Raw genomic sequence first — 14,402 nt, forward strand, 5'->3', positions numbered from 1 at the left:
TCGCGTCGGGACACGAACCGGGCTAGGCGTCGGGGCGTTCCGCTGTTTTTTGCTTCTCCAGAAGTTTCTGGAGCTCGTCGATGTCTTGTTCGGACAGGTTCTCTTCCTGGATGAATCGGGCGAACAGCATGCCGACGGCTCCGTTGTACACCCGGTCCAGAAAAGACTTGTTCTCGGCCTTCAAATACTCGGCATGGGATACGAGCGGATAATACAAATAATTCCTTCCGGCTTTCTCGAACCGGATCGCATTCTTTTTATGAAGGCGGTTGATGAAGGTTTTGATCGTCTGATCCGACCACTGCATCTGCTGGGACAGCTCGGCAATGATTTCCTGGGCGGATAAGGGCTCTTTTTGCCAGAGAAGCTTCATGATCTCGCTCTCGGCCTCGGTGATACGGGGGGATACGCTCATTGCAATCCATCTACTCCTTGAAAAAGAATGTTTACGTATGTAAACGACAATTAAAGATTACATTTGTAAACGTAAGCTGTCAACTCCTTTGAAGCCGACTCCAGCATGCGGCTGAAAAACCTTTGCGGAACCAAAAAAGAAAGACGGGACGAAGCGGAGGAGAGGCTCGGCTTCGTCCCGTCGGGATCTGGCGGCTGTAGGCTCAGCCGGTGATGATTAAGCGGGCTTAGGGGACAATTTAACTAAGGAGTGCGGAATTCAACGCTGCGCGCCGCTATGCTCCGGCAAGGCCTCCATATAGCTGTCCGACAGGCGGAGCAGCTCCAGCGCCCGATTGTAGGCATCCTCGTCGGAGCCTGCAGCCGGGGTGCCCGGCTTCAGCGGATAGCGGTTGCCGTCGTCGTACCCGATGCCGGGAATATAGAGCGAGCTGCCGCTGAGCAGCGTGCCGGAAGGAAGATAATAACGCTGAGGCAGAATATTTTGCGATTGGCTGAGAAGATCCTGGCCGAAATGAAGCTGACCGTCCAGCGAAGCCCCCGCAAGGCCCGCGATGGTCGGAAGCAGATCGACCTGGCCGCCAAGCGTATCGAGCTCTTTTCCCTGCCTGCTGCCCGGCAGCGTGAGGAGAAGCGGAACGTTGATCATGTCGGGATAGCCGTATTCATGGCCGAGAATCTCTTTCATGAGCTCCTTGTCCTTGCGATCGAGGGAGAAGAGCGGGAGCCCTTGATGGTCGCCATAGACGACGAGCAGGGAAACTTCCCACAGTCCGGCGGCCTTGAGCTCCTCCACCAGCTGGCCGAAGGCGTAATCGGCATAGCTCTGGGAAGCGATGTAGTCGCCGACGAATGTCTTCTCATACCGCTCCGGAAGCTCGAAGCGGCTCAGCCCGTCCGGAAGCGTGAACGGATGATGGGCGGTCATGGAGATGATCTGGGCATAAAACGGCTTGCCCTCGCCGTCCATCTCCTTCAGCTTGCCGGCCGTCTTGGCGTACAGCGTCTCGTCGTCGGCGCCGAAGAACACCTGGTTCTCCTTGCCGAAAAACGGCTGGTCGTAAAAGCGGTCGAAGCCGACCGCCTTGTACAGCTCGCGGCGGTTCCAGAAGTCGACGACGTTCGTATGGAAGGTCGCGGACTGATAGCCCTGCTCCTTCAGCAGCTTCGGCAGGCTCGGAACGTCCTTGTAGGCGTAGGACATCGTTGCCGCTCCGCTTCGCGGGATATAGAAGCTCGTATTGGCGACGAACTCCGCATCGGAGGTGTTGCCCTGCCCGACCATCTGATAGAAGTTGTTGAAATACAGGCTTTCGCGCGCCAGCTTGTTGAGGTTCGGCGTCACCTCCCGCCCGTCCAGCTCCAGGCCGATCAGGAAATTCTGGAACGATTCCAGCTGCAGGACGATGATGTTCTTGCCTTGTGCAGCGCCTTGGAATGGAGAAGCTTGCTTGGGATCGACGCCTTTGAGCTCATCGATGCGGGCCTGCGTCACCTTGGCCGGATCCTCCAGCTCCGTCTGTCCCCGATCGACGAGCGCGAACGCCTCGTAGTTCAGGATGCCCATCTCCTCGGCCTTGGTGTGCTCGTTCATGCTGGCGCGGTTCGGCACGATATTGAACAGGCACAGGGCAAAGGACAGAACGGCGACGCCGGCGAAGACAGCCTTGCGCCGGTTGAAGCGTGCGGCGGGCTTTTTCAGCAGCTCGCGCCGCTTGCGGATCAGAATGACAGCCAGGACGATAATATCGAGGAAGATCAGCGTGTAGTACGGATCCATCAGCGAGAAGACGCTGTTGCTGACCGCCGTCACCTGGTTGACCTGCTGGAGCGCATGCCAGGTGGCGATGACCCCGTAATATTTATGGTACATGAAGACCGAGAAGAGGATGCCGGTCAAGGCGGCGTCCGCGATGACGTAATAGATCAGCTTGCGCTTGCCTGCGAACATCTCCAGCAGGCCGAAGATCAGCCATGCGAACGGGAGCTCCGTCACGAGAATCGCCCACGACGGGCCGTCGTCGAAGATGACGAACCAGGTCAGCATGCATTTGAGCAGTATGATGATGGAAAAGAACAGAAATGGCCGGCTGGAAAACATCCGGGTAAACCGATTTCGCTGCAAGGTCAAACCTTCCCTTCTCAACATTTTAGGGGTGAAACATTACGCTACATGTCAGCTTTAAGATTCAGTTTACATTATGGGGAATGCGCAAGGCCTTGTCAAAATGAAGGAAAGGCAGCCAGAGGAAGGAAAGGGGAGGAAAGCGGCGGAACGTAGCCGGATAAATTTAATTCCCCCGGGGCTGATACATTTGCTCGACGGCATTCGTCTTTTATACAGCTGCAGCAAGAAAGGAGGATGGGACCTTTGACGATTCCGGAATCGGCAACGTTCAAGCAGTTGTTCTACGAGCATCATCCGGCCGTCCTTCGCAAGCTGACCGCGCTTCTGCGCGACGAGGCGGTGGCGGAGGATCTGGCCCAGGAAACGTTTCTGAAAATGTACCGGCAGCCGCCGGACAGCCTGGAGGCTGCCGGAGCATGGCTGCACCGGGTTGCGACGAGGCTCGCTTACGACTATATGGGAAGCGCCGCGAGGCAGCGCAGGCTGGCTGAGCGGCAGGAGCAGCAAATTGCTGTAGACGGGATTTCAAGCCCGTCCGGCGAGGACGAGCTGATGCGCAGGCTCGATCAGGAAGAGGTGCGCGACTGGCTGGAGGAGCTGCCCGAGCGGGACCGCCGGGCGCTTCTGCTCCGGTACTCCGGATACAGCTACGCGGAGATAGCGGAGGAGCTGTCGGTGCGGCAGCCGATCGTAGGCACCCTGCTGGCGAGGGCGACGGAGAGGCTTCGCAAATGCGCGGCGGCTGCCGAACAGCGCCAGGGAGATGAGGGGATGGCCCTGACAGGTTCGGCGGGGCTCGGGCCGGTTCAACCGAAGGCGGAATTGCGCTAAAAGCGTTGTGAAAAAATGACCTTCGCAATGGAGTCGGAATAGCGTCGGCGTTTTTATGACGAATCAGGATGAGCCTGATTGAAGGAGGATGGGTCGAATATGACGGAACAAAGGAAAGATACAGACACAGAAAAGAAAAAGACGGACGAGGCTTGGCTGCGGATGCAGGCCGCACTGGCGGGAGAGCAGCCTCATGCCGCATGGGACAAATGGGATCGCGAAGGCGGAATGGCGGCAGCGGGGGTTGCCGGTACGGTTCAGGACGCCCCGGCAGCCGGAAGCGGCAGGGTCGGGACCGCGACGGCTGGCGATGTCGGCGCTGAGGACCGCGTCAAGACGGCAGCTTCGGCGAACGTCAAGCCGCGCCGCCGCATGAACAGCCGCGCCCGCCGCTGGACGACGATCGCGGCAGCCGCGCTGATCGTGGTGACGGCGGCGGCGACGCCGGCCGGCAACAAGGCGCTGGCGTCCATTCTCGGCCAGTTCCGCATGGAGCAGGTCGTCAGCGTGGATGAGAACGAGCTTCAGCGGATGTTCGATTCCTTTTCGGACGGCCAGGTCCGCGAAGCGATCAACCGGTTCGGGACGTTTACGTCGGAGTCGGGACGGTACAAGGACAATCTGAGCCGCGAGCAGGCTGCGGCCGAGCTGGGCTTCTCCATGCTCCCCGAGAGCTTGACGGGCAAGCAGGAGGCGTTCTTCATATCCGGAGGACAGACGGTGACGCTCAAGATGAACGTGGACGAAATCAACAAAGCGATGAAGCAGCTGGGAGCTTCCAAGCTGATGCCGGCATCCGTAGACGGCAAGGAAGTGAAGCTCGAGACGAGCAAGACCGTTTCCTACGATTTGGCCAACGGGGAAAAAGGAGAATACGCTTCGATTTCGCAGCAGCTCGTGCCGACCGTCGAGGTTGAGCCCGGCGTAGGCCTGGAGGATGCAAGGGATGCGGTGCTGCAGTTCCCGCTGCTGCCGCAATCGCTGCGGGCCGGGCTTCTGCAGAGCGAGTTTCTCTCCACGGGAAATCTCGTCATGCCGGTCATCACGGACGGGAAGTCGGAGAACATCAAGGTTCACGGCATCTCCGTCATCCTGAGCAAGTACAATTACAATGAAAACGGCAAGGATCGTTATTCGGCTACATGGGTCAAGGACGGCCAGCTGTTCACGCTGGACGGAGGCAGCCTGTTCGCCGGCAAGCTGGACGCGTTCAAGGCCAAGCTGCAGGAGCTGATCTCCGCGTGATCGCCATCCAGACCGAAGGGCTGACGAAGCGGTTCGACAACGGCCGCGGCTGCAGCGATGTCTCGATTACCGTAAGGGAAGGGGAAGCCTTCGGCTTCCTCGGTCCCAACGGCGCGGGCAAAAGCACCTGCGTCAAAATGCTGGTCGGCCTGATCTTCCCTACGGAAGGTCGGGCTTCCCTGTTTGGCGAGCCGATCGGGAGCCTCTCGGCCCGAAGGCTCCTTGGTTACTTGCCAGAGCTGTACCGGTATCAGGAGTGGCTGACCGGCGAAGAAGTCGTTCGCCTGCATGCGCAGATGTGCCGCCTTCCAAGGGCGGAGGCGGATCGCAGGGTGCCGCAGCTGCTGGAGCGGGTCGGCATCGGCCTGCGCTCGAGGGACCGGGTGAAGAATTACTCCAAAGGCATGCAGCAGAGGCTGGGCCTCGCCTGCGCGCTGGTCGGCGATCCCCGCATCCTGTTCCTGGACGAGCCTTCTTCGGCGATGGACCCCATCGGGCGAAGCGAGGTGAGGGAGCTGCTCCATGAGCTGAAAGCCCAGGGCAAGACGATCTTCCTCAACTCTCATCTCATGGAGGATGTGGAGTCGCTCTGCGATCGCGTCGCCCTGCTCAACAACGGCCGCATACTCCAGCAGGGGACGGTCGAGGAAGTGCTGCAGCAGCGTCCTGTCTGGCGGCTTCGCGTCGGCGGCTTTGCTCCCGCGCTGCTGGATTGGCTGCGCGGGGAAACGGGGCTGGCTTTCCGGCTGGCCGCCTCGGAGCCGGATGGCTCCGCCGTGCTGGAGGCCGAGCTGGAGAACGAGGAGCAGGCCGGCTGGCTGCATGCGCTGATTCTGGATCAAGGCATGACGCTCTATGAGTCGACGCGCGCCAAAACGAGGCTTGAGGAATGGTTCGTCACCGAGCTCTCCGGCAAGAGCCACAGGGGGGAGAAAGCATGACCATCATTCTTCGCATGACCTGGAAGGAGCTGCTGCGCAAGCGCGTCCTGCTGCTGACGCTTTTCATGACCGTGCTGTTCCTGATCGCATACTGGTTCATCGCTTCGGCCATCGGCGGTGAAGTCCACAGGTATGGGCTGTCTCCCGACGATCCGCAGCTTCTGGTCGAAAGGTACAGCCGCGGCATGTTCATCATCAGCCTAGGCTTCTTCTTCGGCGCGTTCGTCGTTGCTTTTCTCTCCATTTTCAGTTCCTCTTCCGTCATCTCAGGCGAGGCGGAGCTGGGAGTCATGCAGGCGCTGATGCCGCGGCCTCTGCCCAGGTGGCAATGGTATGCGGGACGCTGGCTCGGCTACGTCAGCTTTGGCATGGGCTACGCTCTGGTGCTGTATGCGGCTATACTGGGCGTTGCCGGCATGCATGCCGGCGTACCGAGGGACATGGGAACCCTGTTCATCGCCTATCTGCTTTTCGCTTCCGTTGTTCCGCTGCTGGTATCGGTGTCGATGCTCGGCTCCGGTTTTCTGTCTGCCATCGGCAACGGCGTCTTCATGACGATGCTGTACGGCGGAGGCTGGCTGGGCGGCATGATCGACAAGCTGGCCGCTCAGTTCGCCTCGCTTCAGGAGACGGTAGGCGGCTCGCTGGCCACCATCTCGGGTTTGCTGTCGCTCGCGATGCCGGCTGACGGCCTGCAGCGCACGATGATGGACAGGCTGTTCAATATGGATGCGCTGAGGCAGTTCACGGGCATCCAGGTAGACAGCCTCATGTCGATGTTGGGAGTCGGCTCGGCCCCCTCTCCAGCCTTCCTTTGGTATGCCTTGGCCTATACGATCGTTGCTTTTGTGCTCGGCATTTGGCGCTTCCAGCGCAAGGATTTGTAGAGGCGGTGCGGAGAATCGATTCATTTGGAATTGCAAACGGAAGGAATGGACGAGCCAAGCGACCTGCCGGAAGGATTGGACAATCCTAGCGAGCCATTGGAAGAACTTGACAATCCTAGCGAGCCATCGGAAGCACTGGACAAGCCAAGCAATTCATCGGAAAAAAATGGACAAGCCAAGCAATTCATCGGAAAAAATGGACAAGCCAAGCAATTCATCGGAAAAAATGGACAAGCCAAGCGGAGGGATACTTGGCTTCTTTCCTGTTTCGCTTCAGCTGGCCTCAGCTCCATATCCTCCTCCGCTCCCATCTTTGCCACAAAAAGGCGCAATTTCGTTTCAATGCTTTCCCGGCTGGGGTAATAGGAAAAAACCTGTCGAAAAGAGTTGAACGGCTTCAAACAACACCATGAGAACCGCTCAGGCGTTAGGCCGTTTAGGATGCCGATTCCGGGATCCGAATGGAACGGGATTGGACTGAATTGGAAGAAGCCTTTTTCCGACCCGAAGCAACCCTGTCCCTTGCAGATACGTTACTACTGTATAGGCTGGGAGGACGAGCAAGTGTCCGGACCAGCGCCGCCAAGCCGGAAACCATTCTGGGTAAGGGAGGAAGCGCCGTGAGAGATCAATCGAGATGGATGGGAGTCGGGCTGATTGCGGTCGGCCTGCTGGTCGCCTTGGGCTGCTGGCACTTCAACCACGGAGGCAGCCGCGCGGATGCGGCAGCGGGCTCCGCCATCTCTGTCTCCGCTACCCAGGATGACTCTCTTCTACAGAAGCTGGGCATCAAGCTCGAGAATCCCGGCGTCGAGAACAAGGCGCCTCTGAATCTCGTCCCCCAAGGCCGCGCCGTGCAGAATGCCAAATGGGCCTATCCGAAGGTGGCCAAGACGGCATCCTCCATCTCCTGCGTCTATCGTCTGATCAGCAAGCCGGATTTCAGCTCCTTCTCTCCCGAGGCCTTGGCGGCCAATCCTGTCCTTCGCGAAACCCGCAAGCTCATGCGCACTCCCGTTTACGTCGTGAGCTTTGTAAGCGGTGCGGCAAGCGGCGGCTCCGGCATCGATCCGGCAGCTTCCGGGAATTCAGGTGCTGGCGGCCTGGAGACGAATGTTGTCGTGGACGCGATGACGGGAGTTACTCTGCTGTCGTTCAGTTATTGAAATGGCATGGTTGTTCGAGATAAGCAGCACGGCATGAGGCGTCTTTTTGATGCTGGCGGACATACGATCCGCTATTTCGCTAAAATCATGTTATTTGGGAAATGATCGGACATTGGTTCCGCTATTTACGTACTGCTATCGGCATGGCGATGAACATTGCAGCCATAACGGAACGTATGTCCGATAGCAGGGCGATAGGAATTCTTTTGCGTTAAATAACGGAACGTATGTCCGATAGAGAACGGCATTGGGAACATTCGGTTCACGCGTTCTAAAACCAGATCCGAAAACAGCGCAATGAGGTATGGCTTCATGAAGCTCTTCATATCGCAGCATACAAAAATGCCCGGCGGAACCGTATCCGCCGGGCATTCGCATTTTACTTGGACTTGCGGGATTCCGCGCCTGCATCTTCCGGCTCGGGATCGTTGCCGTTGGAAGGCAGCGAGCGCACATAGCTGTCCGACATGCGCAGCAGCTGCAGCGCGCGGTCGAATTCGTCGCGCGTAGCGCCGTCGCTGCCTGGCTTGGCGCCTGTTCCGGCAGCGTTGCCGAGACCGGCCGCGCCGCCGGTGCCGGAAGGCTCGCCCGGCTTGCCTGGCTGTGGGCTGGCTTCGCCTGCTTTGCCGCCGCCCAAGCTTGCTGCGCCTTTATCGCCGCCGGCATTCCCCGCCGAGCCGCTTGTAGAATTCAAGCCGCCGCCGGCATTTCCCGCCGAGCCGCCTGCAGAACTCAAGCCGCCTCCGTCGCTCCCAGCCGGGCCATTCAGCCGTGCCGCATTGGCGGAAGCTTCCGCCGCGGTCGGCAGCATGATCCGGCTGCCGTCGCCGAAGCCGGTGCCGGGCACGAAGATTTCGCTATCGTCGATGAAGGAGCCCGACGGGAGGTAGTACCTTTCCGGCAGCAGGTTGCTATGCTGGTTGAACAGATCCTGCCCGAAGTGGAGATGGTTTTCCATCGGCAGGCCGACGAGATTCGCGATTGTCGGGAAGATGTCGCTTTGGCCGCCTACCTGAGTCTGAACGGAAGCCTGAAGAAGGCCTGGAGCCGTTACGATGAGCGGAATATTCATCATCTGGGAGGAATCGTACTTGCGTCCGTCGAGCTTCTCCAGCAGATCGAGGTCGCCGTCGGACAGGGAGTAGATCGGCAATCCCATATGGTCGCCATAGATGGCTATGACGCTGTTGTCCCACAAGCCGGCATCCTTCAGCTCCTGGAACAGGTGTCCGAGGGCATAGTCGGTATAGTTCTGGGCGCGGATGTAATCCCCGACGAAGGAGTCTTTGTACGTGTCTGACAGCTTCAGCTTCACTTTGCGGTCCGGGATGTTGTACGGATGATGCGAGGACATGGAGATGAGCATCGCGTAGAATTTCTTGCCCTCGTCGCGCTGCTTGGCCAGTTCCTGCACCGTCTTGGCATACAGCACTTCATCCGAAGCGCCGAACGCGACCTTGTCCTCGCCGCCGAAAAACTCCGTGTCGTAGTAACGGCTGAAGCCGAGCGCCTTGTACAGCTCCTTGCGGTTCCAGAACGCGACATCGTTCGTATGGAACGTGAGCGCTTCATACCCTTCCGCCCGGAACGCCTTCGGCATCGAGGGGAGGGATTTGTCCGCATAGGCTTGAGTCGCCGGCACGCGCAGCGGCACGTAGAAGGAGGTGTTGGTCAGGAATTCCGCATCGGAGGTGTTCCCCGAACCGGCCTGCTGATAGAAGCGGGGGAAATACGCGCTCTCTTGAATAAGCTTGTTGAGGTTCGGCGTAATTTCCTTGCCTTCCACGGTTTTATTGAGCAGGAAGTTCTGGAACGCTTCGAGCTGAATGACGATGACATTGCGGCCTTTGGCGGCGCCCGCATAGAGCGGCTGCTGCGGAGCCGCCACCCCCTTGAGCTTGTTCACGGCCTCCTGCGTGACGGTCGAGGCGGGAACGAGCTTCTCGTTCCCCGCCGTCGCCATCAGGAACACCTCGTAATTGAGGATGCCCATGCGCTCGTTCTGCACCAGCTCGTTGGAGATGCCGCGATTCGGCCAGACGATGGCCATGCAGATGCCTAGCATCAGGATGAATCCCGAGGCCGGAATCCAGGCCGGCATCAGCCTGCGGTTGGCCAAGCCGCGCCAGGCGCGGCGGAATCTGCCGCTGAAGCCGAGCAGCAGCCAGGCGGCGACGATATCGACATAGATGAGCAGGAAGTAGGGATGAAGCAGCTGGAAGACGCTTCCTTTCACCTCTGTGACCTGCCCGATCTGCATGAGCGCGTGATAAGTGACGATGATGCCGAAATATTTGTAATACATAATGACGGCGAAATAGACGGTCGTCAGCAGCAGGTTGACGATGAGATACGTCATCAGCTTGCGCTTCCTGGCGAGCAGCTCGATCAGGAAATAAGCGGCCCACACCGACGGCAGGCTCGTCAGCAGAGGAAGCCATACATGCTCGCCGCCGTAGATAACGAAAGCGGCCAAATAAATTTTGAACACAAGAGAGAGCGTAAAGATGACGAAAGGACTGAGCCAGAACGCCTTCCGGCTCCAACGGTAGTTAGCCACGGGAATCTCCTTTGCGCGCCGCCGGGATGGATGAGAAGGCAGCCGCGTCCGTAATGAAAAATAAGCTTTCTCCATTGTAATTCCCCGGCTTGGCGATTACAAACCGGTCGATTGCGCCGCGGCCAGGGCTGAAATCTGCGGAATCCAGTTCACTGCGGTACTGAAATCTTGAGCAGGAGGCGCAGCGGCAAAGGGATTCCAAGATAAAATCATCTCCGGAGCAGGGGGTGAGCATCAACCTCCAGGCTTCCGGAGGTTCCCGGGTTTCCTCTACGGTCTGCCGGAGATCAGCCGCGCATCGAGCCGCGCCGCAACGTTCTATTCCTTCTCGACTGTTGAATGATGCCGAAAAGGGCCTTCCGGTCGGAAGGCCCTTGGCTGCCGTTCGATGAAACGACGGGGAGTGCTAGTTGGCCGCTTTAGCGAGGCTCTCGTACGCGTTTAAGATCGCTACCGCCGCCATCTCGCGGGTTACGGTCGCTTTCGGATTGAAGTTGCCGTCCTTGTCGCCGACCATCAGCTCGGTGCCGTGAACGGCATTCACGGACGATGCCGCGTAAGCGGAGACGGACTTGATGTCCCTGATGTCGCCCGAAGGGGCTGCGGACAGGTCAATCTTCAAGGCGCGGGCGAAAATGACGGCCATATCCTGGCGGCTGATCGGCGCGTCCGGCTGGAACTTGCCGCCGCCGGTGCCGGTCAGGATGCCGCTGGCGGAAGCCGTGACCACAGCCTGCTCGTACCAGCTGCCGGCCTTCACATCGGTGAAGGCTGCGCTCGCGGACGAAGCCGGCTCGAGGCCGAGCAGACGCACGATCAGCGAAGCGAACTCGGCACGCGTCAGCTTCTGCTTCGGCGCGAATGCAGGAGCCGCACCGTTGCCGGAGATGCCGCTGATCAGACCGGAAGCATAGCCGTCATGGACGGAATCGCGGGCCCATGCCGCGATTTCCTTCTCGTCGGAGAAGAGGGCGGAGGTCGAGCCGACGGTCAGCTTCTGGACATGCTTCAGCACGGAAGGAGCCTTGGCGTCGCTGTAGCCCGTCACCGTCAGGTCATAGCTGCCGGCCGGCATCGCCTGGAAGCGGGCCGTGCCGTATGCATCGGCAGTTGCCGTCACGGAGCCGGCTTTCACGCTCACTCCGGCAGCGGGGGTGACGGTATAGGCGTTGGCGGTGTAATCCCAGGTCTGCTGGCTTACCTGGACGGTGAAGGCTTCGTTGTCGCGCGGCTGGCGCGGGCTGACCGCTGCGGAGCTGATCAGCTGCGTGTTGTCTCCATAAAAGACGGCCAGTCGGTCGCCCTTCTGCAGAGCGAAGTCGCCCATGCCGACGGAAGGCGTAATCCAGGCACCGCCGCGCTGGACGGCGAACAGCCAGCCGTCGTAGCCGCCGAACTTGCCGCCTTCAATGCCGCCGATGGAAGCGACGTATTTGCCGAACTGCATCGATTTCACTTCCACGGCCAGCTTGGCGTCGGATGCGGCTTGCGTCAATGCATCCAGCGCATACACGGCGCGGGCAACGCCGCTTGCCAGAAGCGTGGCGTTCGGTCCTTCCACGCTCACGGTTACGCTTGGAGCGGGCTTGGCGTACAGCCTTCCGGCGCCGTTCTTGAATTTCTCGTAGGCGGTCAAAGCCTGGACGGACTGATAGGCGCCGTAAGCATTGGCGGCCAGCGGCAGGGAATGGGAGAAGCTGCCGTCCGCATTGCGGAAGGTGAACAGCTTGTCCAGCAGCCCTTTGCCGTTTTGGACGAAACGGCTGTCCGCGGGGTCGACGCCCGCGGAGGCGAGGCCGATGACGATCTGGGCGATGCTTTCGCTGCTGGATTCGCCGTAGCTCGTGAATCCTCCGTCCTTATCCTGCTGTTTGGCCAGCCAGGAGACGATTCGCTCGCCGGCCTGCTTGGCTTCCGGCTTGTCCAGGTAAGGAGCAAGTGCGGTAAGGGCGGCGCCCGTCAGATCGGGATTGCCGGATTTTTCGCCGTCGAAAGCGAAGCTTCCGTCCTGCGCCTGATGCTTCAGCACTTCGGCCACAAGGGCTTCGCGCGTCCATTTCGCGGCGGCAGGCACTTCATAAGCGCCGTAATCCAGCGCAAGCAGAGCATAGATCGGACCGTTGACGCCTTGGCTCGTCATGCGGCTGCTGTTGGCGATCCGCTCGATCAGGTTGACGCCCTGGAAGGAGGAGGCGTCCTCGCCGATCGCAGTCACCGCGAGCGCCGTACGCTCCAGGTCCGTGACTTTGGTGAAGCCGGCGGCTTCCGTGCGCACCGTCTTGGCGAGTCCGGCCGCATAGGATGCCGGAAGCTCGAGGCCGGCTTGAGAGGCGGCGATGGCATCCCAATCCGACGAGATTCCGCTTTTGAGCAGCGTCTGGCCGGCTTGGCGCAGGGCGCTTGCGGTATCGGGAGCTGCGGATGCAGGCGCGGCGCCTGCGGGAAGAAGGGAGACGATAAGGGCGAGCATGAGCATCCAGGACAGCGAGGCTCGGGTAAGCATGCGTTTCAAAACGGATCGACCTTCCTTCGGAAATAGTAGTAGCCGCTGCGGGGGGCTCCGGCACATCGCGGCTTCCCATGTGCCGGAACAGGCGAATCTCGTCCGCTTCGCTTGAGGGGGACAATGGAGCCGATAAAATTCAGGCTGGACAGGAAAAGAGCCCCATACGCCAAGGCTTGAAGGAAAAAGAAAAAAGCCGCCTCGAGGGCGGCGAAAAAGTACCCATAGATGGGCTGCGGAAATAGACCGTATCGGTCAGCCGCAGCTCAGCCGCATCCGCTCCCACCCCCCGAAGAGCATTGATGCGCAGACATTCGGGCAGGTCTCCTGGCTACAGCTTCATCGTCTCGTGCGCGCCTTCCCGCCATAAAGGCAGTGGCTGCATGCACAGAGGCTCGGCATTCACAGTGGCGGGACCGCGCCGGCTTCAACCGGACTTCCCTATTAAGCCTGGCGGAATCGGACATGTCCGCGCAAGCACCCGAATGATTCTGAATATGGAACAATCCCATCTATCATAAGGTTCAGGCCAGAGGTTTGTCCATAGGGGACAGCGATGGCGACGGGGCCTTCAGCCCATGCTCGGCCGGGCAGCGCGCGCGGATCCAGGTCTCGCACTCGTCCAGCTCCATCTTCCAGGTTGCCGCCAGGATGGCCGCGTCGACGAGATCGTCTTCATCGATCTCCAGCTCGCAGCCGTTCACAAGCAGGAAGGTGAGCATCGCGTGCATCGCCGTGGCGGCATTGCCCTCCCGAAAAGCGAAGGAGCGGGCCAGTCCATGCCAGTAAAGCGCGGCCTGCCGGATCAGGCTGTCGGAATCCGAGGAGCCGAAGCTCTCGTGAAAGGGACGATCCACGATTTGAAGCAGGAAGCCGGGATTGCGGAATCCCGGCAAGACGCCGTACGTATCCTGATGAAGCATGTGGATCTCGATCAGCTGGGGAATGGTCAGCTTGGTCGTCATGAGCGATGCGCCAGCTTGCGGAAAGCGATGCGGTGCTTCAGCAGGAGCTGCTTGGCGAGCAGAAGGACGCGCTCGTCCTGTTCCGCCTCGGAGGGCCTTTTTTTGTCTGGAGAGATGTTTTTTCGTTCCGGCATGGTGGAATCAAGCTCCTTTCAAGTGAGGGGGACATGTGTTCGTAAACAAATTTTACCATTTCAATCCCTATCAATCAATAGTTAAATTGAACTTTGCAGTTAAATTTGTCCCGGTTCCCGATGTCCTTGCCTGCATGGTTGGAAAGAGCCGTTCTCCCTTCGATTTCCGCAGAAGCAGCCCTGCTCCACCGGGCCTTCTTTGCCCGCCCGGCCTTCGTGCTCCGTCCGGCTATTTAGATCCTTTCCGGGGTCGGAATGCCCAGCAGATGGAGGCCGTGCTTAAGCACGGAGGCGGCGGCTCCCGTGAGACGGATGCGGGCAAGGCTGGCCCCTTCGTCGGCTCCAAGAATGCGTTCGCTGTTGTAGAACCGGTTGAAGCTCTTCGCCAGATCGAGCAGGTAGCGGGCCAGAACCGACGGCTCGTGCTCGCGCAGCGCGCCGCGAATGGCCTCTGCATAGGTGCCGACAGCCATCAGGCAGGCTCTGGCGGCAGGCGCGGACAAGGCTTCCAGCCTGTCGGGGCAGCCGGCCGTAAGGTCCGGCTCGCCGGCGGGCGCCGAGCCGGACGGCCCGGACGGCCCGGCGGGAGCAAGCTTTCGGCTTGCCGCCTTGCGCAGCAGGCTGGCGG

The 14,402-nt window shown here is 59.9% G+C and carries 13 protein-coding genes and 1 riboswitch; of the genes, 6 read left to right on the top strand and 7 right to left on the bottom strand.

Going from position 1 to position 14,402, the window contains the following annotated elements:
- Nucleotides 1–22 precede the first annotated feature (22 nt).
- Together PHU01S_RS14210 and PHU01S_RS14215 are read right to left on the bottom strand one after the other, a co-directional pair.
- Nucleotides 23–415, bottom strand: a complete 393-nt coding sequence (locus tag PHU01S_RS14210) for a BlaI/MecI/CopY family transcriptional regulator (protein ID WP_049868827.1) — start codon at nt 413–415, stop codon at nt 23–25.
- Nucleotides 416–673: 258 nt separating this feature from the next.
- Nucleotides 674–2,563 (bottom strand): LTA synthase family protein, encoded by a 1,890-nt coding sequence (locus PHU01S_RS14215; protein ID WP_127508090.1) that lies wholly within the window; start codon nt 2,561–2,563, stop codon nt 674–676.
- A 222-nt stretch (nt 2,564–2,785) separates the two neighbouring features.
- Between PHU01S_RS14215 and PHU01S_RS14220 the strand changes: the two genes are divergently transcribed.
- The 6 genes from PHU01S_RS14220 (at nt 2,786) to PHU01S_RS14245 (ending at nt 7,612) form a co-directional block, all read left to right on the top strand.
- On the top strand, nt 2,786–3,373 hold the full coding sequence (locus PHU01S_RS14220) for a sigma-70 family RNA polymerase sigma factor (protein ID WP_069202499.1): 588 nt from the start codon (nt 2,786–2,788) through the stop codon (nt 3,371–3,373).
- A gap of 99 nt (nt 3,374–3,472) precedes the next feature.
- Nucleotides 3,473–4,618, top strand: coding sequence for a hypothetical protein (locus tag PHU01S_RS14225; RefSeq protein ID WP_127508092.1), 1,146 nt, complete (start codon nt 3,473–3,475; stop codon nt 4,616–4,618).
- The gene (locus PHU01S_RS14230) at nt 4,615–5,559 is read left to right on the top strand and encodes an ABC transporter ATP-binding protein (protein WP_048746981.1); all 945 of its coding nucleotides are present in this window, start codon (nt 4,615–4,617) and stop codon (nt 5,557–5,559) included. The genes PHU01S_RS14225 and PHU01S_RS14230 overlap by 4 nt, the downstream gene beginning before the upstream one ends.
- Complete coding sequence (locus tag PHU01S_RS14235; protein ID WP_127508096.1) at nt 5,556–6,446, top strand: ABC transporter permease subunit; 891 nt, start codon at nt 5,556–5,558, stop codon at nt 6,444–6,446. Before PHU01S_RS14230 ends, PHU01S_RS14235 begins: the two co-directional genes overlap by 4 nt.
- A gap of 24 nt (nt 6,447–6,470) precedes the next feature.
- Complete coding sequence (locus PHU01S_RS14240; protein WP_127508098.1) at nt 6,471–6,809, top strand: hypothetical protein; 339 nt, start codon at nt 6,471–6,473, stop codon at nt 6,807–6,809.
- A 257-nt stretch (nt 6,810–7,066) separates the two neighbouring features.
- On the top strand, nt 7,067–7,612 hold the full coding sequence (locus PHU01S_RS14245; RefSeq protein WP_021881985.1) for a hypothetical protein: 546 nt from the start codon (nt 7,067–7,069) through the stop codon (nt 7,610–7,612).
- Between the two features lie 379 nt (nt 7,613–7,991).
- Here the strand turns inward: PHU01S_RS14245 and PHU01S_RS26905 are convergent, their stop codons facing one another.
- The 5 genes from PHU01S_RS26905 to PHU01S_RS14265 all read right to left on the bottom strand — a co-directional run.
- Nucleotides 7,992–10,172, bottom strand: a complete 2,181-nt coding sequence (locus PHU01S_RS26905) for an LTA synthase family protein (RefSeq protein ID WP_281279788.1) — start codon at nt 10,170–10,172, stop codon at nt 7,992–7,994.
- A 406-nt stretch (nt 10,173–10,578) separates the two neighbouring features.
- Entirely contained in the window at nt 10,579–12,675 is a 2,097-nt protein-coding gene (locus PHU01S_RS14255; RefSeq protein ID WP_246029234.1) for an S-layer homology domain-containing protein, read from the bottom strand.
- A 300-nt stretch (nt 12,676–12,975) separates the two neighbouring features.
- A riboswitch (cobalamin riboswitch) is annotated at nt 12,976–13,175 on the bottom strand.
- A gap of 24 nt (nt 13,176–13,199) precedes the next feature.
- Nucleotides 13,200–13,640: a type II toxin-antitoxin system death-on-curing family toxin gene (locus PHU01S_RS14260; protein ID WP_127508104.1), complete on the bottom strand. Its 441-nt coding sequence runs from the start codon at nt 13,638–13,640 to the stop codon at nt 13,200–13,202.
- A complete protein-coding gene (locus tag PHU01S_RS25810; RefSeq protein WP_021881727.1) occupies nt 13,637–13,774 on the bottom strand; it encodes a hypothetical protein in 138 nt (45 codons plus the stop codon). Before PHU01S_RS25810 ends, PHU01S_RS14260 begins: the two co-directional genes overlap by 4 nt.
- A 233-nt stretch (nt 13,775–14,007) precedes the next feature.
- Nucleotides 14,008–14,402: DALR anticodon-binding domain-containing protein (locus PHU01S_RS14265; protein ID WP_246029233.1), on the bottom strand; the 395-nt coding region annotated here is incomplete at its 5' end.

This window comes from Paenibacillus humicus NBRC 102415 (assembly GCF_004000905.1).
GTDB lineage: Bacteria > Bacillota > Bacilli > Paenibacillales > Paenibacillaceae > Paenibacillus_O > Paenibacillus_O humicus.

What these genes read in the sequence shown, in the direction of transcription:
- PHU01S_RS14215 (WP_127508090.1), bottom strand. Translation starts at nt 2,563, where the DNA reads ATGTTGAGAAGGGAAGGTTTGACCTTGCAGCGAAATCGGTTTACCCGG.
- PHU01S_RS14235 (WP_127508096.1), top strand. Translation starts at nt 5,556, where the DNA reads ATGACCATCATTCTTCGCATGACCTGGAAGGAGCTGCTGCGCAAGCGC.
- PHU01S_RS25810 (WP_021881727.1), bottom strand. Translation starts at nt 13,774, where the DNA reads ATGCCGGAACGAAAAAACATCTCTCCAGACAAAAAAAGGCCCTCCGAG.
- PHU01S_RS14260 (WP_127508104.1), bottom strand. Translation starts at nt 13,640, where the DNA reads ATGACGACCAAGCTGACCATTCCCCAGCTGATCGAGATCCACATGCTT.
- PHU01S_RS14255 (WP_246029234.1), bottom strand. Translation starts at nt 12,675, where the DNA reads ATGCTTACCCGAGCCTCGCTGTCCTGGATGCTCATGCTCGCCCTTATC.
- PHU01S_RS14225 (WP_127508092.1), top strand. Translation starts at nt 3,473, where the DNA reads ATGACGGAACAAAGGAAAGATACAGACACAGAAAAGAAAAAGACGGAC.
- PHU01S_RS14210 (WP_049868827.1), bottom strand. Translation starts at nt 415, where the DNA reads ATGAGCGTATCCCCCCGTATCACCGAGGCCGAGAGCGAGATCATGAAG.